Source organism: Rhodococcus sp. NPDC060090, assembly GCF_042729855.1.
Lineage (GTDB): Bacteria > Actinomycetota > Actinomycetes > Mycobacteriales > Mycobacteriaceae > Rhodococcus.
In genome coordinates this window covers 1-19,803 of sequence record NZ_JBHWXB010000032.1, presented here as the reverse complement: position 1 = coordinate 19,803, position 19,803 = coordinate 1, and the positions used below count along the sequence as shown (strand labels likewise).

The window sequence follows — 19,803 nt, the reverse complement described above, 5'->3', positions numbered from 1 at the left end:
CGCTGCGAGGACCGCATCCGCACCTCCAAGGACACCGGTCTGGAGAACTTCCCGCTGCATGGCTTCGCGCAGAATCAGCTCTGGCTCGCGGTCGTCGCTCTCGCCGTCGAGCTGACCGCCGGGATGCAGACCCTCGCCCTCGCCGGGAGCGATGCTCGGCGGTGGGAGCCGAAACGTCTACGACTGCGCCTGTTCTCGATCGCAGGACGGATCGCCCGCCACGCCCGTCGAACACACCTGCGGTTGTCTGCGCACGCACCCTGGGGCCATCTGATCGAGGTTGTCCTCACTAGGCTGGACGCCCTTTCCAACCCGCTCTGACCTGCATAAACCCGACCACACCAGACGAAAGACGCACCACCTCCGAGGCCGTGGACCCGGACGCCACCGACCGCGTCGGACGACTCGTCTTTGCTCGACACCGGGTCGGCGTCGGGCAACAACCAATCCGGAGCGCTCAGGTCGACACGTGGGACTCACGAAAGATTGAGGCTAGGTCGCCACCCCCGCCGAAATGCCGGCGTACATCACCATCAGGACGAAAAGCGCCCAGCCGGCGCCGTGCCAGATCGGCCACCGTCCGCCATCCCTCCACACTCGGTAGGTCTGGACGAATGCGCCGAGCCCTCCCAGCAGAAGGACGACGACGGGGCCGAACACGAGAATCTGCCGGGCGGGATCCGTGCACACGGCGAATTCGGCGTCTGCACAACTATCGCCGGACGTCGCCGACCATATGATCACTCCGGCCATGATCAGCAACGCGAGTGCGATCACTATGGCCGCATACCGGGCTGCGCTACGGAATGCTTTGGGGTCCCGCCAGCGTTTCTCCACATCCTGAGTCATGGCCGAATGTCAGCTTTCGACGCGATCGGTGAGTTGTTCGTGGCCAGCCTGGCGCGCACAGTGGGCGCAGCAGAACATCACGCCGCTCGCCTCGACTCCGTGACCGAGGATTCTGCAGTGGCAGTGTGCGCATTCGGGCGCCATGGCGTTGACCGCGCACTCGAAACTGTCGTATGTGCCGGTGACATTCCCGCGTGTGACGGTGAAGGTCTTGTCGTAGTCGTTGCCACAGGTATCGCACGTGGGCATGGCACAACTCCTATCGTCGATGGGCCTTCCGTACATATCGGGTGCCCAGCCCGGTGGGAGGGCAAACCCCAGCGCAGTAGGTGTACGGCCCTTTCGCAGAGAATTCGGAAGCGATCAGGTTTCAGTGGCCTGGCGAACGGGCATCCGATATCGGTCCGCCCGCATCAGGGGCGTTGTTGCAGCCTTGCGGGTACTGGATCGACGGACTCGCGTCGCCGAACCGAGGAGGGACACATGAGCGTCTCAGATCCCGAACCGCATGGAAATACGGATCCGCGTCCCGATCGCACGCCGGATCTCGAGGCCGGCGGCGGAGTGAGCCCCGGTTCGACTCCGCCCGAGTCGTCGGAAACATCGGGCCTGTCCGCGCCGGAGCCGCGAACGAGCTTCAGGTTTCCGCCTACGGGGTGGTTGTCGTTGGTCGCGGTCGTGGTGATCGTCGTGCTCTTCGCGGCGGTGATCGTCGGGATTCTGCTCTGACGATCGAGCAGACCCGGTGGTGCGCGATACAGGTGGACGACACGGCTGAACCAGAACGAATCGACACGAGTAGGGAGTGATCCATGGCAGACGAAAAGAGTGGCCCCAGCGAAGGCATCAAGGGAGCCGTCGAAGGTGTCAAGGGAAAGGTCAAGGAAGCCGCTGGTGCCGTGAGCGGAAATGATGACCTCACCCGCGAAGGCCGCGCCCAGCAAGACAAGGCAGAGAGCCAGCGCGAAGCTGCGAAGAAGGAAGCGGAGGCGGAGAAGGCGCGCGCCGAAGCCGAAGTGGACGAAGCGCGTCAGCGCTCACAACAGTAGCCGTTTCACCGGCAGTAGCCCGGTACGCATCAGCAGCTGTCGGGGGGTGCCCGAGGCCTCGATCAGGCCTCGGGCACTCGGTCGTGCAATGTCATCAACAGATGATCGAAATCCGTGCGAGAGAGGGAGTGCGCGCCCGCGCCGGTGGTCGCCTCCGCCACGAGTTGTTCCGACAGCACCCGTACCTTGACATTGGTCTCCTGGGAACGCCAGATGAGGATTTCGAAAGCGCGTTGGGCGGGAATGGCGTACACCACCATCAGGATGCCTTTGGCCTGCTCGATCACGGCGCGTGCCTCGGCAAGCGCTGACAGTGCCTCATCCACGCCTTCGCGGATATCTTCTCCGAGTGCTTCGGACAGGTCGAGATAGAACCCGCTTGTACCCAGTACGGTGCCGTTCACGTCGATCAGGCGGTCGCCGATCACGGCCACACTCTTGATATTGCCTGCGGTATCGATGATGCGATGCCTGCTGCTGAACGGCTCGCCCGTCGTGCGCACCGCCTCGAGCAGTTCTGCGAGTTGTGCCTTGTCATCGGGATGCTTGTGCTGCAGCAGCAACGCGGTAGTGGGCTGCACTGTGCCCGGCGCATAGCCGTGCATGGCGGCCACTGCGTCGGACCACTCCCATCGGTCATCGGCAAGCAGATACCGGAAACTTCCCACATGCGGGGATGGATCCGGGTGGGCTACAGCCTCCTGGACGGTAGCGGCATGGTCCTTCATAGGACAGATTATGCGTCAATCCTTACGAGGAGCAGTCACGGGCAGGCAACCTCAGCGGATGCATGCGCTCCACCTCGGACAATATGCCGAATGTCAGGTATGTCGCGAGTGTCCGACCGTCGAGTGACCGGCCGAAGTGTACGGATCGATGCCGCGGATCACGCCGCGCGCAAGGCACCGAGGAAGCTGTGCGCCCAGCGGTCGACGTCGTGGGTCATCACCTGGTTGTGCATCGAACGCATCCGTCGTGTCAATCCGGGATCGTCGGATCGCACGGCTGCGAGTATCGCGTTCTTCACGTCCTCGAGGTCGTGTGGATTGACCAGCAAGGCGCGACGTAGTTCGGCGGCGGCGCCGGCGAATTCGCTCAGAACCAATGCTCCCTTCCCGTCGCTATGGCAGGCCACGTACTCCTTTGCGACCAGGTTCATACCGTCGCGCAACGGCGTGACCAGCATGACGTCTGCTCCCGCATACATCGCGACGAGTTCGTCGCGTGCGACCGGACGGTGGATGTAGTGCACGACGGGGCTGCCCACGCGGCCGAATTCGCCGTTGATGCGCCCCACTTCTCGTTCGACGTCGTTCCGCAGCGAGGCGTAGGCCTCCAGACGCTCGCGGCTGGGGGTCGCGAGTTGCACCATGGCGGTCTTGTAGGGATCGAGTGCTCCGTCCTCGAACAGCTCCCGGAGAGCATCGAGGCGCACGTTGATGCCCTTGGTGTAGTCGAGTCGGTCCACGCCGAGCAGGAAGATCTCGGGATTTCCGAGCTCTTCTCGGATCTGCTTTGCGCGCAGCGCCGTGCTCGGCTCCAAGGAATGGTCACGGAGCCCGGACGCGTCGATGGAGATCGGGAATGCGTCCACGTGCACGTTCCTGGTCCCGAGGTCGATCCGGCCGCCTTCGGACCGGCGATGGGTGCTGGGCAGGTCGAAGAGTCGTCGAGTCAGGTACCGGAAGTTCTCGGCACCTCCCGGAAGGTGGAATCCGACGAGATCGGCGCCGAGTAGACCGTCGACGACCGCTTTGCGCCAGGGCAACTGCAGGAACAGTTCGGGCGGCGGGAACGGAATGTGCAAGAAGAAACCGATCGTGACGTCGGGCCGCAGCTCGCGGAGCATTCGCGGCACGAGCTGAAGCTGATAATCGTGGACCCACACCGTGGCACCTGGGGCGGCGGCCCGCGCGGTGGCTTCCGCGAAGCGGCGGTTGACTTCTCGGTAGGTGAGCCACCACCGTCGATCGAAGGTGGGGGCCACCAGCGCGTCGTGATAGAGCGGCCACAGTGTCGCGTTGGAGAAGCCCTCGTAGTATTCGGCCACTTCACTCTCACTCAGCCGGACCGGGTGGAGCGTCAACCCGTCCTCGACGAAGGGATCGAGATCGATGTCGGCAGTGCCGGTCCACCCGACCCATGCGCCGTCGACGGATCGAAGCACCGGTTCGAGGGCGGTGACGAGACCACCGGGGCTGCGTTGCCATTGCGGCGGCTCGTCGTCGGACGGAGTGACGAGATCGACCGGTAACCGGTTCGCGACCACCACGAAGTCATGGGGACTGTGTTCGCTCAGCACGACCGTGGCACCTATCTCTGGCCTATCATTTCGACGTCTCCGACTCAGCGAACACATCGATGATTGCGGAGCAGAATGCGGGCAGGTCGTCCGGATTGCGGCTCGACACCAGGTTCTTGTCGATCACCACTTCCTTGTCGACCACCGTGCCGCCCGCGTTGCGGATATCTGTCCGGACACTCGGATACGACGTGAGTGTCCGGTCGCGGACGACGTCGGCTTCGACGAGTGTCCACGGCCCGTGGCAGATGACGCCGACGGGTCGCCCGGAGGTGACGAAGTCGCGGACGAACGCCACTGCTTTCTCGTCCTGCCGGAGATGATCGGGATTGGTCGTCCCACCCGGCAGAATCAGTCCGTCGTAGTCGTCCACCGACGCCTCCGCGACAACCTGGTCGACCGGATGCTTCCCCGCGGCATACACGTCCTTCTTCATTGCCTGGATCTCTCCGCTTTCCAGCGACACCAACCGCACTGTGGCTCCTTCGTTCTCCACTGCGCGGCGCGGTTCCACGAGTTCCACCTCTTCGACACCGTCGGTCGCAAGGATGGCAATGGTTCGGCCGGTCAGGCGTCCACTCTGTGCAGTGCTCATGATGATCAACCCTTCTTCGAAGTCGTTGCTCCCGCATACCCGGCTCGTGCGGCGTGAGAAACATGATGCGGACGACGTCATCTGCTCGATAGACCTCCTGTCGCGGGTCCTTCGAGAAGTGTCCCGTCCGCATCGAAACGTGAGCCGTGCAAGGGGCAGTCCCACGAGCGCTCGGCATCGTTCCATCGCAGGACACCGCCGAGGTGCGGGCATACGGCACCGACTCGGTGGGTCGTCCCGTTCACCGTGCACACCCCGACCGGCCGCATGCCCTCCCGCACGACACGCCCCTGTCCCTCTGCCGGTGGATCGCTCGGGGCCGTGCTCGTCGCGGCGTCCCACCATCCGCAGGCGAGATGCAGCCCCACCGCAGCGTTGAGACGAGCCGCACCCGGTGCGTCGAACAGGCGGTCCACGCTCCATGCAGTAAACGCTTTGCCCCACGATTCGACCTGCGGATCCGGGCTGCCGATGAGACGCATGGCCGTCAGATGGGCTGCTGCAACCGAATTCGTCATCCCCCACTTGCCGTACCCGGTGGCGACCGACACCCGATCGTTGTCGGGAAGCAACGGTCCGACATACGGAAGCTCATCGGGGGTGCTGTAGTCCTGTGCAGACCAGTGCGACACTCGCCGTGCTCCCGGGAATCGCTGCCGGGTCCACTCGGTGAGGTCCTCGACCTCGGCGCTCGTCGACCCGTGGCGCCCCACGACGTGCCCGTTGCCGCCCACCAGTAGCAGCCGGCCGGACCCACCGGGCGCGGTGCGAAGCGACCGGGTGGGCGTGTCCACAGAAAGGTACATGCCCTCCGGTGGTGCGCCGGGCAGTTCGAATGCTCCCGCGTACGAGCGGTCCGGCTCGAGCCGCGCGAAGAACCCTCCCCGATCGAGAATGGGTATCCCGGTGGCCAGCACGACGTGGTCCGTGCGTACGTCGCCATCGCCGGTCACCACCGTGCAACCCGAACTGTCGGTGCGCACCGTACGAACCCTCAGCTGTGTGAACACATCCCCGCCGAGGTCGCGGATCTCCTGTACCGCGGCGCGCAGCATGGGCATCGGGTCGAATTGAACTTGATTCGGCACGAGGACTGCGGCGGCGACCGCATAGGGCAGCCCGGTCTCGTGTACGAGGCGGGCCGGCAGGCCGGTCGCTCGACACGCGCGATACTCCGCATCGACAGCCCGGGTGTGCGCGGCAGACTCCGCATAGGTGTAGGCGTCGGCCGTTTCGGTGGTGAGGCCGACGTGGGCGCAATAGTCGACGAGCCAGTCCTGGGCGGCGAGGTTGGCATCGACATACGCCTGCGTCACGGGCTGTGAATGCCGTCGTGCGATCTGCGACAACCGAGTCCCCTGAAGCACACTGATCTTGCCGGTGGTGTTTCCAGTGGTCACCGCGCCGATGTCGCGCGCTTCGATCAGCGCCACCCGTTGAGCCGCACGCGTCGCCAGCAAAGCCGTGACAACGCCTGTGAGTCCGCCCCCGACGACGACGGTGTCGTAGGCGTCTTCGCGCTGCGACCAGGTGTCGTGCACGTGGGGACCGACATCCCGGGTGTGCCACAAGGACCGCGCTTCGTCACTGCTCGTTTCGCTACTGCTCGAGGAATCACTGAGGATGCTCACTTCCAGGGCATACCCGTCACGGGTGATTTCATGCTGAGAATGCTCCACTGCTCACTCCGTTTGCCTTCCGTTGCTGCGGGTACGCCGGTGTTCACGTCTCGAGGAGCGGAGGAGCGAAATGAAGGCAGTGACATGGCAGGGCCGACGTGAGGTCAGCGTCGACACCGTCCCCGACCCACGAATCGAAGAGCCCACCGACGCAATCATCAAGGTCACCACCACCAATCTCTGTGGTTCCGATCTGCACCTGTACGAAGTGCTCGGCGCCTTCATGACACCGGGGGACATCCTCGGTCACGAACCCATGGGCATCGTGGAGGAGGTGGGGTCTGCCGTCACGAACCTCACCCGCGGCGACCGCGTGGTCATCCCGTTCCAGATCTCGTGTGGCCAGTGCTTCATGTGCGACCACGGACTCCACTCGCAGTGCGAGACCACGCAGGTGCGTGAGCAGGGGAGCGGCGCTGCGCTGTTCGGCTACTCGAAGCTGTATGGGAGCGTGCCAGGCGGACAGGCGGAGTATCTGCGTGTTCCCCACGCCGATGCGACCCACATCAAAGTTCCGCAAGGCCCCGCTGACGATCGATTCGCGTACCTCTCGGATGTCCTGCCGACCGCATGGCAGGCCGTCGACTACGCCGAGATCCCGAACGGGGGCACCGTCACGGTCCTCGGCCTCGGTCCTATCGGCGATATGGCGGGCCGGGTCGCGATGCATCGTGGAGCACGGGTCATCGCAGTCGATCTCGTACCGGAGCGGCTGGCGCGGGCAGCGGCGCGAGGTATGGAGGTCATCGATCTCGGTGATGCCGGTTCCGATCTCGCCGACCTCATTCGCGACCGCACCGATGGGCGTGGCAGCGATTCGGTGATCGACGCGGTCGGCATGGAAGCGCACGGCTCGCCCGTCGCCAAATTTGCTCAGACCGCTACCGGCTACCTGCCTTCGGCGATCGCTGCGCCGTTGATGGAGAAGGCGGGAGTCGATCGCCTGAATGCCCTGTACACCGCGATCGACGTGGTGCGCCGCGGCGGCACCATCTCCTTGATCGGTGTGTACGGCGGAATGAGCGATCCGATGCCGATGATGACCTTGTTCGACAAGCAGATACGTTTGCGCATGGGCCAGGCGAATGTGTTGCGGTGGGTGCCCGAGATCCTGCCGCTTCTCACGGACGACGACCCCCTCGGGGTGGACACGTTTGCGACGCACCGGCTGCCGCTGTCGGAGGCACCGCACGCATACGAGATCTTCCAGCGAAAGCAGGATGGTGCAGTGAAGGTCGTCTTCACTCCCTGAGGTCGGGTTGTTTCGGCCACTGCATGCCGGGTAGCTGGAGAGTGTGGTCGCTGCACTTCGTGTGCGTCCTGTTGGGCACTCCCGTCCCATTGCGCTGAAAGGAGGATTCGATGGCCAAGCAGAATGTTGCCGACTACCTGCTCGAACGGTTGCGTACCTGGGGAGTCGAGCACGTGTTCGGATATGCAGGCGACGGGATCAACGGCATCCTCGCGGCCTGGGAGCGCGCCGGAAACACGCCGCAGTTCGTTCAGGCGCGGCACGAGGAGATGTGCGCGTTCGAAGCCGTCGGGTACGCGAAGTTTTCGGGACGTGTCGGGGTGTGTGTTGCCACCTCCGGGCCGGGCGCGATACATCTGCTCAACGGCCTCTACGATGCGAAACTCGATCACGTGCCGGTGGTCGCGATCGTCGGGCAGACGAACCGCTCCGCTATGGGCGGCTCGTATCAGCAGGAGGTGGACCTGCTCAGCCTGTACAAGGACGTGGCCAGCGACTACGTACAGATGGTGACGGTGCCCGAGCAATTGCCCAACGCACTCGACCGGGCGATCCGGACGGCGTCGACCCGACGGGCTCCCACCGCGCTGATCATTCCGGCGGACGTTCAGGAACTCGACTACTCCCCGCCGACGCACGAGTTCAAGATGGTGCCCTCGAGCATCGGGTTCGACACCCCGACCCTCGCCCCCGACGACACTGCCGTGGTACGGGCTGCGGAGATCCTCAACTCCGGCGACAAAGTCGCCCTGTTGGTGGGGCAAGGTGCGCGAGGTGCGCACGAAGAGATCGCGGAGGTTGCCGAACTGCTCGGCGCAGGCGCCGCCAAAGCGCTCCTGGGCAAAGACGTGCTCTCCGACGAATTGGTATGGGTCACCGGAGCGATCGGGCTGCTGGGCACCCGCCCGAGCTACGAGATGATAGCCGGCTGTGACACCCTGCTGACCATCGGCTCCTCCTTTCCGTACAGCCAGTTCTTACCCGCCTACGACCAGGCCCGTGGCGTACAGATCGACATCGACGGCCACATGATCGGTATGCGCTACCCCAACGAGATCAATCTCGTCGCCGATGCGAAAACAGCCTTGCGTGCCCTGATTCCGCACCTCACCCGCAAGGAGGATCGGTCGTGGCGAGAGGGAATCGAAGCCGACGTGGCGCGCTGGTGGGAAACCATGGAGATGCAAGCGCAGGTGGACGCAGACCCGGTCAACCCGCTGCGCTTGTTCTCCGAACTCTCGCCTCGCCTCCCCGATGACGCAATCGTCACCGCAGACTCCGGCTCCGCGGCCAACTGGTACGCCCGTCAATTGCGGTTCCGCGGTCGCATGCGGGGCTCTCTCTCAGGGACCTTGGCGACCATGGGGCCCGGGGTCCCCTACGGGATCGGCGCCAAATTCGCCCACCCGGAACGCCCCGTGATCGCGCTTGTCGGCGACGGCGCGATGCAGATGAACGGACTGGCCGAGCTGATCACCATCAAACACTACTGGCAGGAGTGGGACGATCCCCGGCTCGTAGTCGCGATCGTGCACAACAATGATCTGAATCAGGTGACCTGGGAGATGCGGGCGATGTCAGGTGCTCCCAAATTCAGTCCTTCGCAAACTATTCCGGATGTCGACTACGCTGCGTTCGCTGAGAGTCTCGGCTTGTACGCGGAGACCGTCACCGCCCCCGACCAACTCGCGGGGATGTGGGAGAAGGCGTTGTCGGCGGATCGGCCCACAGTTCTGGACGTGTACACCGACCCGAACATGCCGCCGATCCCGCCGCACGCGACCTGGGAGCAGTTCAAGTCCGCCACCGCCGCGGTCGTGCACGGAGACGAAGACGCCTGGGGATTCATCAAGACCGGAGTCAAGACCAAAGCGCAGGAATTCCTTCCGCATGAGGACGGCTGAGCTCTGGAGGTGTGTGCATTCCGAGAAGTGGGAACCCGAAAGTCATGACACACAGCGGCGGCCTCGCTCAGCCGGAAGCACGAGCAGCGGGACACCTCCTCGCCGTCCTGGACGAACGTGACAACGGCACTCTTGTCCGAGCGGTGTGCGATCTTGCACTCACGAACAGGGATGCGTCGGCGCAGGACGAAGTCCGCTATGATCGCGTACTCGCATGGGTGATCACCAGGATCGCGGAAATCATCATCGAGCCGCTGGAATGGGGGCCGCCGGAACCAGAGGGATATCAGCTCTCCTTCCGCACACTGGACGGTCGCGCCGTCGATTTCGTCGATGCCTCTCCCGCGGTGCAGTGCGTCGTCCGGGCGCTAGCAGCAGAACTCGCCGACGACATCGACACTGTTCGAGCAGTCCTCGACGATGCCGACCACGCACCTACTTCGCTTCGCGCCGATATTCTTCTCGAATCACTGGCTCTGCTGGACCGCCTGCTCGACGCGCGGCTGCGGCACGCCACAGAAGAATGAGTCTTCGACTACGCGCTTCCTACGAAATCCGGGTTCGAGATTTTGCAGGAAGCTCCGGCGCAGGCGTCCGGTTCGTGGGAGATTCGGACGGTGCGCACCTCCGATCCGATCCCCGACTCGGTACTGGATGATGTCAGGTCTTTCGCCCGCACGCCGACAATCGCCTGGATTCGCCGAGGGGCGGTTGCCCTCCTCGGCGTGATCGTCCTGGCCGGCCTCACCGGCATCCTCGGGGTGTACAGCATGACCGTCCACGCATCAGGCGGCGGTTACGAACTCGATCTCGAATACCCGCGGATCGCGCGACCTGGACTGAATGTTCCCTGGAACCTGACAGTCCGGAAGTCCGGCGGCTTCACGGAACCGGTGGTGATCGCCGTCGAGTCCGACTACTTCGACATGTTCGAGAGCCAAGGCTGGACACCCGAGCCGTCGGCGGAGGCCTCCGATGCCGACCGTACTTACATGACCCTCGACCCTCCGCCGGGTGACACGCTGACCCTCGGGTTCGACGCATATGTCCAGCCGTCCAGCCAGACCGGTGCATCGGGATCGGTATCCGTTCACGAGGACGGAAGCGATGTGGTCACAGCGTATTTCACTACCTGGCTGGTGCCCTGATGGAAATCGTCATTCGTGCGGCCGTCCTGTTCCTGTTCCTGTGGGTGGTCACCCGTATCGTCGGCCGGTCGACGGTCGGTGAGCTGAGCACCTTCCAACTGATTCTCTACATCGCTATGGGCGACCTCATTCAGCAGGGAGTGACTCAGCAGGATTATTCCGTCACCGCTGCAGTCCTGGCGATCGGAGTGTTCGCCCTGCTCACTCTCGGATTGTCATGGGTCAACACCCGAGTCCCTCGTCTGCGGGGCGTGACGCACGGTGTTCCCGTCATCATCGTCCGCGACGGAGTTCCCGACCTACACCGACTACGTACCGAACGGATGTCACTCGACGACCTGATGAGCAGCGCACGTCAGGAGGGGATTCGTCGATTCGACGAAATCGAACTCGCGGTGCTCGAAACCAACGGGCGCGTGTCGTTTTTCATGCGGGCAGACGGGAGTACGGGCGAACCGGCGCATCCGGACACCACCTGACAGGTAGGCCCCGCTCCTCGCCGGCGACAGACACGGACAGGGCTCTCATCGGTCGGCGAACGGATAGGTGGTGAGAGATGGGCTGGGGTGAGAGATGGGCTGGGGTGAGAGATGGGCTGGGGTGAGAGATACCGGGGAGAAGAATGGTAGACGCACGATGAGTCGGGGTACTCCGTCGAGACAGCATTCGATGTGAGGAGGAAAGGCCATGCCGCGGTCATCGATCAAGGACGAGAAGGTGTACGAGGAGGTACGAAAGGACGGGGCGTCGAAGGAGAAGGCTGCGCGGATCGCGAACTCGGCTGCCGCCCGCGGCCGTTCCAGTATGGGCCGCAAGGGCGGAAAGTCGTCGTCGTACGAGGACTGGACCGTCGACGACCTGAAGAAGAAGGCGAAGGAGGTCGGTCTGTCGGGTTATTCGTCCAAGCGGAAGAAAGAACTGATAGACGCCCTTCGCAACCACTGATGTCGGTGGCCGGCCGGGGGCCGGCCACCGTTCGCTGTCACTGTTCAGTCGAGAGTTCGAGGAAGTCGTCGACCGTTTCCCGCCACTCGGGTAGCAGAGCCGCCAACGTGAGTACGCGGTCGAACCCTTCTCCTCGTCGAGTTCCTGCCTCCACTGGTCGTGAGAGGTACGGGCGTCTGTCTGCGGAGCCCACGGTATCGGAGCCCACGGTATCGGATACCAGGCGGCACGCGGTACACGCAGGGCCTGCCTGCACTCGGGCTGCGTCGGTACATCCGAATGCGTTCGGCGAGGTCGTTTGGGCGAATGTAGTTCCGGGCATGCGTCGAGGACCGGGCCAGACAGTTGTCCCAGCCCGCGAGTCGTTGGAGAAAGAGGTGTAGGACCGTGCATGCTGAGCGTTTCCGTCGGGTCGTTTCCGCTGAGGGACCTTTCGCGTCGGTGTACTTCGAGGACAGCCACGACACCGAGGACGCCGCGAAGCAACGAGAATTGACCTGGCGCTCCCTCCGAGAGTCGCTGGACGATCAGGGCGCCCCCGAGGTCGTCCTCGCCGCCCTCGAGAAAGCAGTGCTCGAGGGTCCACCGGCAGTCGGCCGCAGTGGGCGGGGACTGGTCGCGGCGGCGGACCACGTCGTCCTCGACCAGCACCTGGTGCGCCCACCCGCGCAACAGGAAGCACGTTACTCGGAGATGCCGTACCTGGTGCCGGTGATCGAGCACGTCACCGCCACACCGTATTTACTGGTGGCGGTTGATCACGAAGGAGCCGACATTTCCATCAGGGACACCGAGGGTCACCTCGTCAGCTCGGAGACAGTCGAACGCGGCGAGTACCCGGTACACAAGGCGGCCGGCGCCGAAACCGCCGGCTATGGGGATCCACAACCACAGGCAGAGGAGGCGGCCCGCCGCAACATCGCCGCCGTCGCCGATCGTGTGACCGCACTGATCGACGGCCATGTCGCCGAACCGGTGTTCGTGATCGGCGAGACCCGTTCACGGGCCGACTTCCTCGAGGCTCTTCCCGAACGCGCCCGCGCCATCGCGGTGCCCCTCGAAGGAGGCGCCCGTGCCGCTGGATCCGGCGCCGACGCAGTAGAAGACGAGCTCGATGCGGAGTTGGCACGCCGACGGCTGGCTGTCATCGATGGTGCCGCCCAACGGTTCCGCGCGGAGACAGGGCGTGGATCCGGGTTGGCAGTCGAGGGACTCGATCACGTGTGCGCCGCATTGCGCGCCGGCAGCGTCGACACTTTGATCATCGGAGACCTCGGGCCCCGCACAGTCCTGGTAGGAGATGATCCGACCTCCGTGGCCGTCGATGCCGACCAACTCTCCGAACTCGGATCCTCGCAGGCTGTGCCGCAGCCTGCGGACGAAGCGTTACCGTTCGCGGCGATCGCCAACGCCTCGGTGCTGATCCGCACGGACGAGAGGATCACACCGGCCGACGGATGCGCAGCGTTGCTCCGATTCGCCAGCTGAGCATTGGCGTAGGAACGACACGCGCGTAGAGAGGACCAGCGCGAACCTCCTCGAGTCGACGGACCGCGGGTTGCGGCCCCTCGACCCGGAAGTGGTGGTGGCCGATTCCCGACGCGACCGTCGACGGCGCTACTCGCGTCGGTTCAGCTTGCGGCGGGCGACTACGAACGCCACCATTGCAACGAGGGCGGCAATAGCAATGAGTTCCATGTATGTGCGCGTACCCGCTTTCCCGGCGATCGAACAGTGGAAACGGCTCGAGTTTCGCGAGTGACGCACTGCAGACACTCAGGCACGTCCGCCGCCACACCCTTCCGCTTCACCGGTGCGCTACCGCAACATAACGCAACATAACGAGTCATGGGTTCGACGGGCCTTGCCCCCAAGAGCTCACGTGCGGCCGAGAGCCGCTCCGGGGTCGACGTCGTAGGCTGGGGAGATGCGCAGTCGTTTCGCTGAGAATGTCGATCGCCTTGCCGAGGATCTCGCCGCCATGTGTACAGGTGTGGGATCGATGATGGCGGACGCTTCGCGCGCGTTGATGTCGGCGGATCCTGACCTTGCCGAGCGGGTGATCGTGAGCCAGGAAGAATGCGACGCCTCCGCCCGGCAGTGGGAGAACACCGCATTCTCCCTCCTGGCATTGCAGGCCCCCGTCGCGTCCGATCTGCGGCTGATGATCGGAGGCATGCACATCGTCGCGGATCTCTAACGTATGGGCGCGTTGGCCACTCACATTGCCGAAGCCGTCCTCCGGCGGTATCCCGAGCACGTGGTCCCGTTGGAAGCACACGACATCTTCGCCGACATGGGCCGGGTCGCGGTCGCGCAGGCGGGCGAGACCCATCGCGTACTGGCGCACCGCGATCCGGTGCGAGCGGCGGGACTCGAACAGGCCGACAGTGAGATGGACACGTTGCACCGTGCCCTGTTCGAGCGCATCACCTCCGACAGGTGGGGCCACGGCGTCGTGGGAGCGGTGGATGTGACTCTCCTCGGTCGCTTCTACGAGCGATTCTGCGATCATGCCGTGGCGATCGGCCGCCGCGTGGTCTTTCTCGAGACCGGCCTCACCGCTCATACAGAGGACAGCCACGCAGGGGAGTAGTGCTTCGCTTTGGCGTGGGGTGAGACCGCCGGTGAACGATCCGAGAAGTGCGGGTTCACTCCACCATGAGTGGGTATGCGGCAGACACCGGACCCACCGAGCGGAGAGGACCGAACAATGACTGCACACAACACCGAGACAGGCACGGTCACCGGAACGAAAGACAAGGATTTCAACCTCATCTGGTTCACCGAGGCTTCGCTGAGCAACGCGCTGCGCATGGAGCAGTACGTCGGTGACGCGGAGCGCGACGGCGACACCGAACTTGCCGAGTTCTTCCGTCGTGCCCAAGCAGAATCCCGCAAGGGCGCCGAGCAAGGCAAGGCGCTGCTTGCGGCCCGGCTTCGAGAGATCTCCTGACCCAGCATGATTCGGATTCGGGCACCGGCATCGGCCGGGGCCCGAATCCTCGACGTGTGAGAATCTTTGACGTGTCAGAGGGAGCTCTGGCAAAGGTCATGCCGATGTCGAGAATGCCAATGCGCTGAGATCGAACCCGGAGACTTCGAACGGCATCGTCAACATCGTCGCCGTGGCCCAGCCGCGGTGGAGCAGGGCGGCGTCGCTGTCATAGGTTTCGTCGATCATCACGCTACGGAACGTCACCGCCACGCTCCGGCTCTCGCGGCCGCTCTCCTCGACCTCCCCGATCTCGGCCTGCACCGCGCCGAACTCGGCCAGGGGAGCAGTCTGCAGACCACGCACTTCATCGAGTGGTATATCCGGGATATTGACGTTGAGTACCTGCCCTCGAGGAGCATGTTCGATCGCCCACTGCACAGCACGCGTGGCAACCGATGCCGCCGTCTCCCAGCGTGAGGGCGAGGTCCCGTTCAGCGAAAGCGCGACAGCTCTCGCTCCGTGACTCGCGGCAGTCAGCGCCGCGCCCACCGTGCCCGAGTGCAGGATGGCATGGCCGGTGTTGGGGCCGAGATTGATACCGGACAACACAATATCCGGAGCTGGACCGAAGGCATTTTCCGAGGCAATGAACGTGATCAGCGCAGGGGACGCCTCGACCGCGAATACTTCGAGCTCCGGGAGTTCGGGGAAGGTCCGCAGCGACATCGACAACGTGCCTTCCTCCTCCAGCGCGGACAGGGAGGCGCTCGCACCGCTACGTTCTATGTGCGGCGCAGCAACGGTGACGTCGAGTCCGGCGTCGACAGCGACCTGCGCCAGGACCCTGAGCCCGCGGCTGTCGATCCCGTCGTCGTTGACGATGAGCGCCCTCATCGCTGCGCGGCTTCCACGCGCCGCACCTGCACGTTCTCCGCCATACGGACGACCGCCACCGGGTCCCCGGTGGCCAGCCCTCGCCTTGTCACGTTCATTGCCCCTGCCGCGGCCCCGAGTCGTAGAGCTTCGACGCTGGACTTTCCCTTCGCGAACGCCGCCGCGAAACCTGCGGTCATGGAATCGCCTGCCCCGTGATGGTCGACGATCTGGACGGGTGGCGTCTCGGCCTCCCATACCTCCCCGTCGCACAGCGCGATCGCCGGGTCGCCCGCGCGAGAAACCACCACTGTCTCCGCTCCCTCCTCGTGCAGTCGATGCATCGTGGCGATGAGGTCGTCGAGATCGTCGGACTGCGCTCTACCGTCCTCGATGAGATCCTCATGGCTGACCTTGAGGGCGGTGACGCCTCCCTCCAAGGCTGCAGTGAGCGAGGGACCCGACAGATCGGCCACCACCGGAATTTCCAGAGCGGACAGATCGGCGCACAACCGTCGATAGACCTCGATCGGAACCGCCTCGTCGCAGTGCGGACCTCCGATGATCGCGACGTCGGCGGCCATGGCGGCAGCAAGCGACGTACTGAACAGGTCGTCCGTCTCGTGCCGTGTGAGCGGCGGGGGAGGCACCTCGACCACCACCGTGCGGTCCCCGCCTCGCCGGTCGTGGATGTACGAGCCGTTGTCACGGGTTGTGGTGACGGGATGGACGGTCAGGCCTTCGCGAGTGATGAGGTCGACGAGGATATTCCCCGCTTCACCCCCGAAGGGCCCGCACAGGTGGACGTCCATACCCAGGATCGCCGCCATCCGCCCGATCCAGAACCCCTGCCCACCCGCATGGACGTGTAGTTCTTGGCCGCCATCGGGTGCTGTCTCGATCGTCACCGTCAACAACGGACAGGGTGCGAATACGAATGCAGACGGAGATGCTTCGCCGCTGACGGGCTCGGCCGTATCGTCGGGGAGAGAGTTCATGACGTCTTGGTACCCCCGCCCGGGCTGCGCCACACTCGAGCGGCCACACTCGAGCGGCCACACTCGAGCGGCCACACCCGAGCGGCCACACCCGAGCGGCCACACCCGAGCGGGTCGTGTGTATCGAGGCCGAACGGGGTACCCACTCGCGCATCGACCGGATGACGGAGGACGGAATGTCTCGAATTGCCCGGCAGGACACAACCGCCTCGCCTTCTGCGGTATGGAACGTACTTTCCGACGGATGGCGTTATGCGGGGTGGGTGGTAGGCGCCTCCCGCATTCGACAGGTGGACGCCACATGGCCGGACGTGGGCAGCCGCATCCACCACTCTGTGGGCTTGTGGCCCGTACTGCTCGACGACCACACGGAGGTGCTCGCGCGAACTGCCGAGCACGAGCTGGTCCTCACTGCGAGGGCGTGGCCTTTCGGTCGCGCCGAAATCCGATTGACGGTGACTCCGTCGGAAACGGGTTCTCACATCACGATGTCCGAACACGTCACCGGCGGCGTGGGGCGCGTGCTCCCCCGCCTCGTCCAGACCGAGCTGGTTCGTCCGCGCAACCAGGAGTGCCTACGTCGATTGGTATTGATCGCGGAACGTGGAACACACAGGGAGGCCGTGGAATGAAGTCCGAAGCCGGGGAGTCCGCAGCTACGGGTCTGGGCACAGTGGATGCGGTGGTGATCGGCGCGGGACCGAACGGGCTGGCTGCGGCAGCTGCCCTCGCCGACCAGGGTTGGGATGTCGTCGTTCTCGAGGAGCAGCAGACGCCCGGTGGTGCTGTCCGCAGTGCTGAGCTGCATCCGGGGTTCACTGCCGATCTGTTCAGTGCCTTCCATCCGCTCGCGGCCGCTTCTCCTGCTTTTCGTGCTCTCGACCTCGAGTCCCACGGTCTGCGCTGGAGTCGTTCGGCTGCGGCCTTCGGCCATCCGCTGGGACCGGAGGACGACGATGCCGTGGTGGTGTGGCCGGACCCCGCAGACACGGCCGCCGACCTCGAACGCCGCTGCGCAGGCGACGGGAAGTCCTGGCTGAGTTTGGTCGAGCAGTGGGAGCGGATCCGCGAGCCGCTTCTCCGGCTGCTCCTTCGGCCCTTTCCGCCCGTCAGCGGGGCGGCCTCACTTGTTCGGAGCTTGGGAACCGCAGAGACATTGCGCTTCGCGAGGATGCTCGCCTTGCCGGTATTACGCATGTCCGAAGAGCTTTTCGGTGGGTCGTCGGCGCGTCTCCTCATGCTGGGAAATGCCATGCATGCGGATACGCCCCCGAATGCACCGGGCAGTGGAGTCATGGGGTACATCCTGACGATGCTCGCCCAGGACGTCGGTTTTCCGGCGCCCGTGGGAGGGGCAGGCGCGCTCACCGATGCGCTCGTACGCAGAGGGGAGAGCGTGGGCGTACGTGTGCTGTGCGGACAGAAGGTCACCCACATCGACGTCGAGAACGGACGAGCCGTGGCGGTTCGGAATGCCTCCGGCGAACGGGTCCGTGTTCGTCGCGCAGTGCTTGCCGATGTATCGGCGCCCGCACTCTACGAACAGCTCCTGCCACATCACGCGGTAAGTGATCGGATCCGTGCGGATCTTCGAGGTTTCCAATGGGACACCCCCGTCGTGAAGGTCAACTATGCACTCGGTCGTCCGATTGCTTGGCGGTCACCGTCGTTGGCCGGGGCAGGGACGGTGCACGTCGGTGCCGATACAGATGCGATGGTGCGGTGGGCGGCAGATCTCGAGACGGGCGTGGTGCCTGAGTCGCCGTTCATGCTGGTGGGTCAGATGACCACCACCGATCCGTCCCGCTCACCTGCCGGTACGGAAAGTTGCTGGGCTTACACCCACCTGCCCCGGGGGACCACCGACGACGACGCAGCAGACCAACTCGCCGAGCGTGTGGATACACAGCTCGAGGCATACGCGCCGGGATTCAGGGAATCGATTCTCGGACGTACCGTGCAGCGCCCCCGCGACCTGGAGGACGCGGACGCCAATCTGGTCGGTGGTGCCGTGAACGGTGGTACCGCACAAATCCAACAGCAGCTGTTCTTTCGTCCACTTCCCGGGTTCGGAGGTCCACGCACGTCGGTCGACGGTCTCTTTCTCGCGAGTGCCGGCGCCCACCCGGGAGGCGGCGTGCACGGAATGTGCGGCTGGAATGCCGCGCGGGCCGCGCTCGGGGACGAGAAACCTTCCGGGACGCTGCGCCGGGGGCTCCATGGCCTGACACGGCGGATCCTGACGTAGTTGCCTCGCGAATTCCTGTCTTGCCTGGTGTGCGGTTTGATCTCCGTGATCTGGGGTAACCCTTCCTACGCCCCCCACGATCCGAGGTGATGACGTCGTGACAGCTCCGCCGATGCTCCTTCGTACGAAGTATGCCCGCGTGTGGCGAATGCCCGGGGTCTACCGGCCACAAGAGGATTCGTTCCTGCTCGCGCACGCGCTACGAGAAGCCGGCGGGGCCCGTGATGCCCGGGTACTGGATTTTTGCACCGGTACAGGGTTTCTCGCTGTCACCGCCGCCCAGCTCGGAGCCGCGTCGGTGACAGCGGTCGATATTGCGCCGCGTGCTGTGTTGACAGCCCGGTTGAACGCCCGCACACGGGGATTGCCCATACGCGTTCTGCGCGGGGGTCTGGATGCCGCTACCCGTAGTGGGCCTTTCGATGTCGTCCTGTCCAACCCGCCATACGTGCCCCACGAAGGCGGCCCCGCTGATCCGAGATGGGACGCCGGACCGGATGGTCGATGCGTTCTCGATCCGTTGTGTGACGAGCTGCCGAACCTTCTGTCGGACAACGGTTTCTCTTTGATCGTTCACTCCGGCTTCAGTGGAGTCGACACCACACTCGATCGGCTGCGCGGTGGGGGATTGAAAGCGGCAGTCGTTGCCCGGCAGAGCATCCCGTTCGGTCCTGTGTTGCAGAGCAGGGTCGGTTATCTACAGCACACGCAATTGGCGGCCCAGGATGCTACGAGCGAAGAGGTGGTGGTGATCCGTGCAGACAGAACCCGGCTCGAGTGTGCGCTCGAGGAAGGTTGATGATGACCGTGATGTGCGGGAGGTACGGCTCGTGAAGGGCGGTCCAGCGCTCGTCGAAGGCCCCGTGCGTATCGTGGCGGAAGACGGCACCGAAACCGAATCAGATCGGTTCATGGTGGCGGTGTGCCGATGCCGGCGCAGCGCGTCGTACCCGTTGTGCGACACGAGTCATCGCAGATCCAGGTAGCACCCGCGGCGGGGGGGGGGGGGGGAGAGGCCCCGGC

At 64.6% G+C, this 19,803-nt stretch carries 23 protein-coding genes and 1 pseudogene; 16 read left to right on the top strand and 8 right to left on the bottom strand.

Annotated elements, in window-relative coordinates:
- Positions 1 to 321 (top strand): transposase (locus ACFWCF_RS25975; protein ID WP_378567900.1); only part of this gene is annotated, 321 nt, incomplete at its 5' end.
- Positions 322 to 492: 171 nt separating this feature from the next.
- Here the strand turns inward: ACFWCF_RS25975 and ACFWCF_RS25970 are convergent.
- Both ACFWCF_RS25970 and ACFWCF_RS25965 read right to left on the bottom strand, forming a co-directional pair.
- Positions 493 to 849 carry a hypothetical protein gene (locus ACFWCF_RS25970; RefSeq protein WP_378567897.1) on the bottom strand — a complete coding sequence of 119 codons (357 nt, stop codon included), beginning with the start codon at positions 847 to 849 and terminating at the stop codon, positions 493 to 495.
- 9 nt (positions 850 to 858) lie between these two features.
- Entirely contained in the window at positions 859 to 1,098 is a 240-nt protein-coding gene (locus ACFWCF_RS25965; protein ID WP_378567894.1) for a hypothetical protein, read from the bottom strand.
- A 234-nt stretch (positions 1,099 to 1,332) separates the two neighbouring features.
- On the opposite strand from ACFWCF_RS25965, the gene ACFWCF_RS25960 reads away from it, so the two are divergent.
- Entirely contained in the window at positions 1,333 to 1,578 is a 246-nt protein-coding gene (locus ACFWCF_RS25960; protein WP_378567891.1) for a DUF6480 family protein, read from the top strand.
- 83 nt (positions 1,579 to 1,661) lie between these two features.
- Positions 1,662 to 1,898, top strand: coding sequence for a CsbD family protein (locus ACFWCF_RS25955; RefSeq protein ID WP_378492387.1), 237 nt, complete (start codon positions 1,662 to 1,664; stop codon positions 1,896 to 1,898).
- A gap of 62 nt (positions 1,899 to 1,960) precedes the next feature.
- On the opposite strand, the gene ACFWCF_RS25950 is transcribed toward ACFWCF_RS25955, so the two are convergent.
- The 4 genes from ACFWCF_RS25950 to ACFWCF_RS25935 all read right to left on the bottom strand — a co-directional run bounded on the left by ACFWCF_RS25950 (position 1,961) and on the right by ACFWCF_RS25935 (position 6,336).
- Positions 1,961 to 2,626, bottom strand: a complete 666-nt coding sequence (locus ACFWCF_RS25950) for a PAS and ANTAR domain-containing protein (protein ID WP_378567888.1) — start codon at positions 2,624 to 2,626, stop codon at positions 1,961 to 1,963.
- A 158-nt stretch (positions 2,627 to 2,784) separates the two neighbouring features.
- Entirely contained in the window at positions 2,785 to 4,197 is a 1,413-nt protein-coding gene (locus ACFWCF_RS25945; protein ID WP_378567909.1) for a trehalose-6-phosphate synthase, read from the bottom strand.
- A 28-nt stretch (positions 4,198 to 4,225) separates the two neighbouring features.
- Entirely contained in the window at positions 4,226 to 4,795 is a 570-nt protein-coding gene (locus tag ACFWCF_RS25940; protein WP_378567885.1) for a type 1 glutamine amidotransferase domain-containing protein, read from the bottom strand.
- Between the two features lie 77 nt (positions 4,796 to 4,872).
- Positions 4,873 to 6,336 carry an FAD-dependent oxidoreductase gene (locus ACFWCF_RS25935; RefSeq protein WP_378567882.1) on the bottom strand — a complete coding sequence of 488 codons (1,464 nt, stop codon included), beginning with the start codon at positions 6,334 to 6,336 and terminating at the stop codon, positions 4,873 to 4,875.
- 208 nt (positions 6,337 to 6,544) lie between these two features.
- Between ACFWCF_RS25935 and ACFWCF_RS25930 the strand changes: the two genes are divergently transcribed.
- The 9 genes and pseudogenes from ACFWCF_RS25930 to ACFWCF_RS25890 all read left to right on the top strand — a co-directional run bounded on the left by ACFWCF_RS25930 (position 6,545) and on the right by ACFWCF_RS25890 (position 14,679).
- Positions 6,545 to 7,726, top strand: a complete 1,182-nt coding sequence (locus ACFWCF_RS25930) for a zinc-dependent alcohol dehydrogenase (RefSeq protein ID WP_378567879.1) — start codon at positions 6,545 to 6,547, stop codon at positions 7,724 to 7,726.
- A 110-nt stretch (positions 7,727 to 7,836) separates the two neighbouring features.
- Positions 7,837 to 9,630: a thiamine pyrophosphate-requiring protein gene (locus ACFWCF_RS25925; RefSeq protein WP_378567876.1), complete on the top strand. Its 1,794-nt coding sequence runs from the start codon at positions 7,837 to 7,839 to the stop codon at positions 9,628 to 9,630.
- A gap of 44 nt (positions 9,631 to 9,674) precedes the next feature.
- Positions 9,675 to 10,157, top strand: a complete 483-nt coding sequence (locus ACFWCF_RS25920) for a hypothetical protein (protein ID WP_378567873.1) — start codon at positions 9,675 to 9,677, stop codon at positions 10,155 to 10,157.
- A 90-nt stretch (positions 10,158 to 10,247) separates the two neighbouring features.
- Complete coding sequence (locus ACFWCF_RS25915; RefSeq protein WP_378567870.1) at positions 10,248 to 10,778, top strand: hypothetical protein; 531 nt, start codon at positions 10,248 to 10,250, stop codon at positions 10,776 to 10,778.
- On the top strand, positions 10,778 to 11,257 hold the full coding sequence (locus ACFWCF_RS25910) for a DUF421 domain-containing protein (RefSeq protein ID WP_378567867.1): 480 nt from the start codon (positions 10,778 to 10,780) through the stop codon (positions 11,255 to 11,257). Before ACFWCF_RS25915 ends, ACFWCF_RS25910 begins: the two co-directional genes overlap by 1 nt.
- Before the next feature lie 208 nt (positions 11,258 to 11,465).
- Entirely contained in the window at positions 11,466 to 11,723 is a 258-nt protein-coding gene (locus tag ACFWCF_RS25905; RefSeq protein ID WP_378567864.1) for a Rho termination factor N-terminal domain-containing protein, read from the top strand.
- A gap of 387 nt (positions 11,724 to 12,110) precedes the next feature.
- Positions 12,111 to 13,211: a hypothetical protein gene (locus ACFWCF_RS25900; RefSeq protein ID WP_378567861.1), complete on the top strand. Its 1,101-nt coding sequence runs from the start codon at positions 12,111 to 12,113 to the stop codon at positions 13,209 to 13,211.
- Between the two features lie 439 nt (positions 13,212 to 13,650).
- A pseudogene (phoU, locus tag ACFWCF_RS25895) lies at positions 13,651 to 14,319 on the top strand (phosphate signaling complex protein PhoU).
- Positions 14,320 to 14,436: 117 nt separating this feature from the next.
- Positions 14,437 to 14,679, top strand: coding sequence for a hypothetical protein (locus tag ACFWCF_RS25890; RefSeq protein ID WP_378567858.1), 243 nt, complete (start codon positions 14,437 to 14,439; stop codon positions 14,677 to 14,679).
- 96 nt (positions 14,680 to 14,775) lie between these two features.
- On the opposite strand, the gene surE is transcribed toward ACFWCF_RS25890, so the two are convergent.
- Entirely contained in the window at positions 14,776 to 15,555 is a 780-nt protein-coding gene (gene surE / locus ACFWCF_RS25885; protein WP_378567855.1) for a 5'/3'-nucleotidase SurE, read from the bottom strand.
- Complete coding sequence (locus ACFWCF_RS25880; protein ID WP_378567853.1) at positions 15,552 to 16,532, bottom strand: PfkB family carbohydrate kinase; 981 nt, start codon at positions 16,530 to 16,532, stop codon at positions 15,552 to 15,554. Before ACFWCF_RS25880 ends, surE begins: the two co-directional genes overlap by 4 nt.
- 161 nt (positions 16,533 to 16,693) lie before the next feature.
- On the opposite strand from ACFWCF_RS25880, the gene ACFWCF_RS25875 reads away from it, so the two are divergent.
- The 4 genes from ACFWCF_RS25875 (at position 16,694) to ACFWCF_RS25860 (ending at position 19,766) form a co-directional block, all read left to right on the top strand.
- Entirely contained in the window at positions 16,694 to 17,164 is a 471-nt protein-coding gene (locus ACFWCF_RS25875; protein ID WP_378567850.1) for an SRPBCC family protein, read from the top strand.
- Complete coding sequence (locus ACFWCF_RS25870) at positions 17,161 to 18,780, top strand: phytoene desaturase family protein (RefSeq protein WP_378567847.1); 1,620 nt, start codon at positions 17,161 to 17,163, stop codon at positions 18,778 to 18,780. The genes ACFWCF_RS25875 and ACFWCF_RS25870 overlap by 4 nt, the downstream gene beginning before the upstream one ends.
- 148 nt (positions 18,781 to 18,928) lie before the next feature.
- Complete coding sequence (locus tag ACFWCF_RS25865; RefSeq protein ID WP_378567906.1) at positions 18,929 to 19,579, top strand: HemK2/MTQ2 family protein methyltransferase; 651 nt, start codon at positions 18,929 to 18,931, stop codon at positions 19,577 to 19,579.
- Positions 19,560 to 19,766, top strand: coding sequence for a CDGSH iron-sulfur domain-containing protein (locus tag ACFWCF_RS25860; RefSeq protein ID WP_378567903.1), 207 nt, complete (start codon positions 19,560 to 19,562; stop codon positions 19,764 to 19,766). The genes ACFWCF_RS25865 and ACFWCF_RS25860 overlap by 20 nt, the downstream gene beginning before the upstream one ends.
- The last annotated feature ends 37 nt before the right edge of the window (positions 19,767 to 19,803 follow it).

Coding starts and splice junctions, on each gene's coding strand:
- ACFWCF_RS25890 (WP_378567858.1), top strand. CDS start 14,437: ATGACTGCACACAACACCGAGACAGGCACGGTCACCGGAACGAAAGAC.
- ACFWCF_RS25875 (WP_378567850.1), top strand. CDS start 16,694: ATGACGGAGGACGGAATGTCTCGAATTGCCCGGCAGGACACAACCGCC.
- ACFWCF_RS25970 (WP_378567897.1), bottom strand. CDS start 849: ATGACTCAGGATGTGGAGAAACGCTGGCGGGACCCCAAAGCATTCCGT.
- ACFWCF_RS25905 (WP_378567864.1), top strand. CDS start 11,466: ATGCCGCGGTCATCGATCAAGGACGAGAAGGTGTACGAGGAGGTACGA.
- ACFWCF_RS25865 (WP_378567906.1), top strand. CDS start 18,929: ATGCCCGGGGTCTACCGGCCACAAGAGGATTCGTTCCTGCTCGCGCAC.
- ACFWCF_RS25930 (WP_378567879.1), top strand. CDS start 6,545: ATGAAGGCAGTGACATGGCAGGGCCGACGTGAGGTCAGCGTCGACACC.
- ACFWCF_RS25925 (WP_378567876.1), top strand. CDS start 7,837: ATGGCCAAGCAGAATGTTGCCGACTACCTGCTCGAACGGTTGCGTACC.
- surE (WP_378567855.1), bottom strand. CDS start 15,555: ATGAGGGCGCTCATCGTCAACGACGACGGGATCGACAGCCGCGGGCTC.
- ACFWCF_RS25940 (WP_378567885.1), bottom strand. CDS start 4,795: ATGAGCACTGCACAGAGTGGACGCCTGACCGGCCGAACCATTGCCATC.
- ACFWCF_RS25955 (WP_378492387.1), top strand. CDS start 1,662: ATGGCAGACGAAAAGAGTGGCCCCAGCGAAGGCATCAAGGGAGCCGTC.
- ACFWCF_RS25870 (WP_378567847.1), top strand. CDS start 17,161: ATGAAGTCCGAAGCCGGGGAGTCCGCAGCTACGGGTCTGGGCACAGTG.
- ACFWCF_RS25910 (WP_378567867.1), top strand. CDS start 10,778: ATGGAAATCGTCATTCGTGCGGCCGTCCTGTTCCTGTTCCTGTGGGTG.
- ACFWCF_RS25880 (WP_378567853.1), bottom strand. CDS start 16,532: ATGAACTCTCTCCCCGACGATACGGCCGAGCCCGTCAGCGGCGAAGCA.
- ACFWCF_RS25960 (WP_378567891.1), top strand. CDS start 1,333: ATGAGCGTCTCAGATCCCGAACCGCATGGAAATACGGATCCGCGTCCC.
- ACFWCF_RS25965 (WP_378567894.1), bottom strand. CDS start 1,098: ATGCCCACGTGCGATACCTGTGGCAACGACTACGACAAGACCTTCACC.
- ACFWCF_RS25950 (WP_378567888.1), bottom strand. CDS start 2,626: ATGAAGGACCATGCCGCTACCGTCCAGGAGGCTGTAGCCCACCCGGAT.
- ACFWCF_RS25920 (WP_378567873.1), top strand. CDS start 9,675: ATGACACACAGCGGCGGCCTCGCTCAGCCGGAAGCACGAGCAGCGGGA.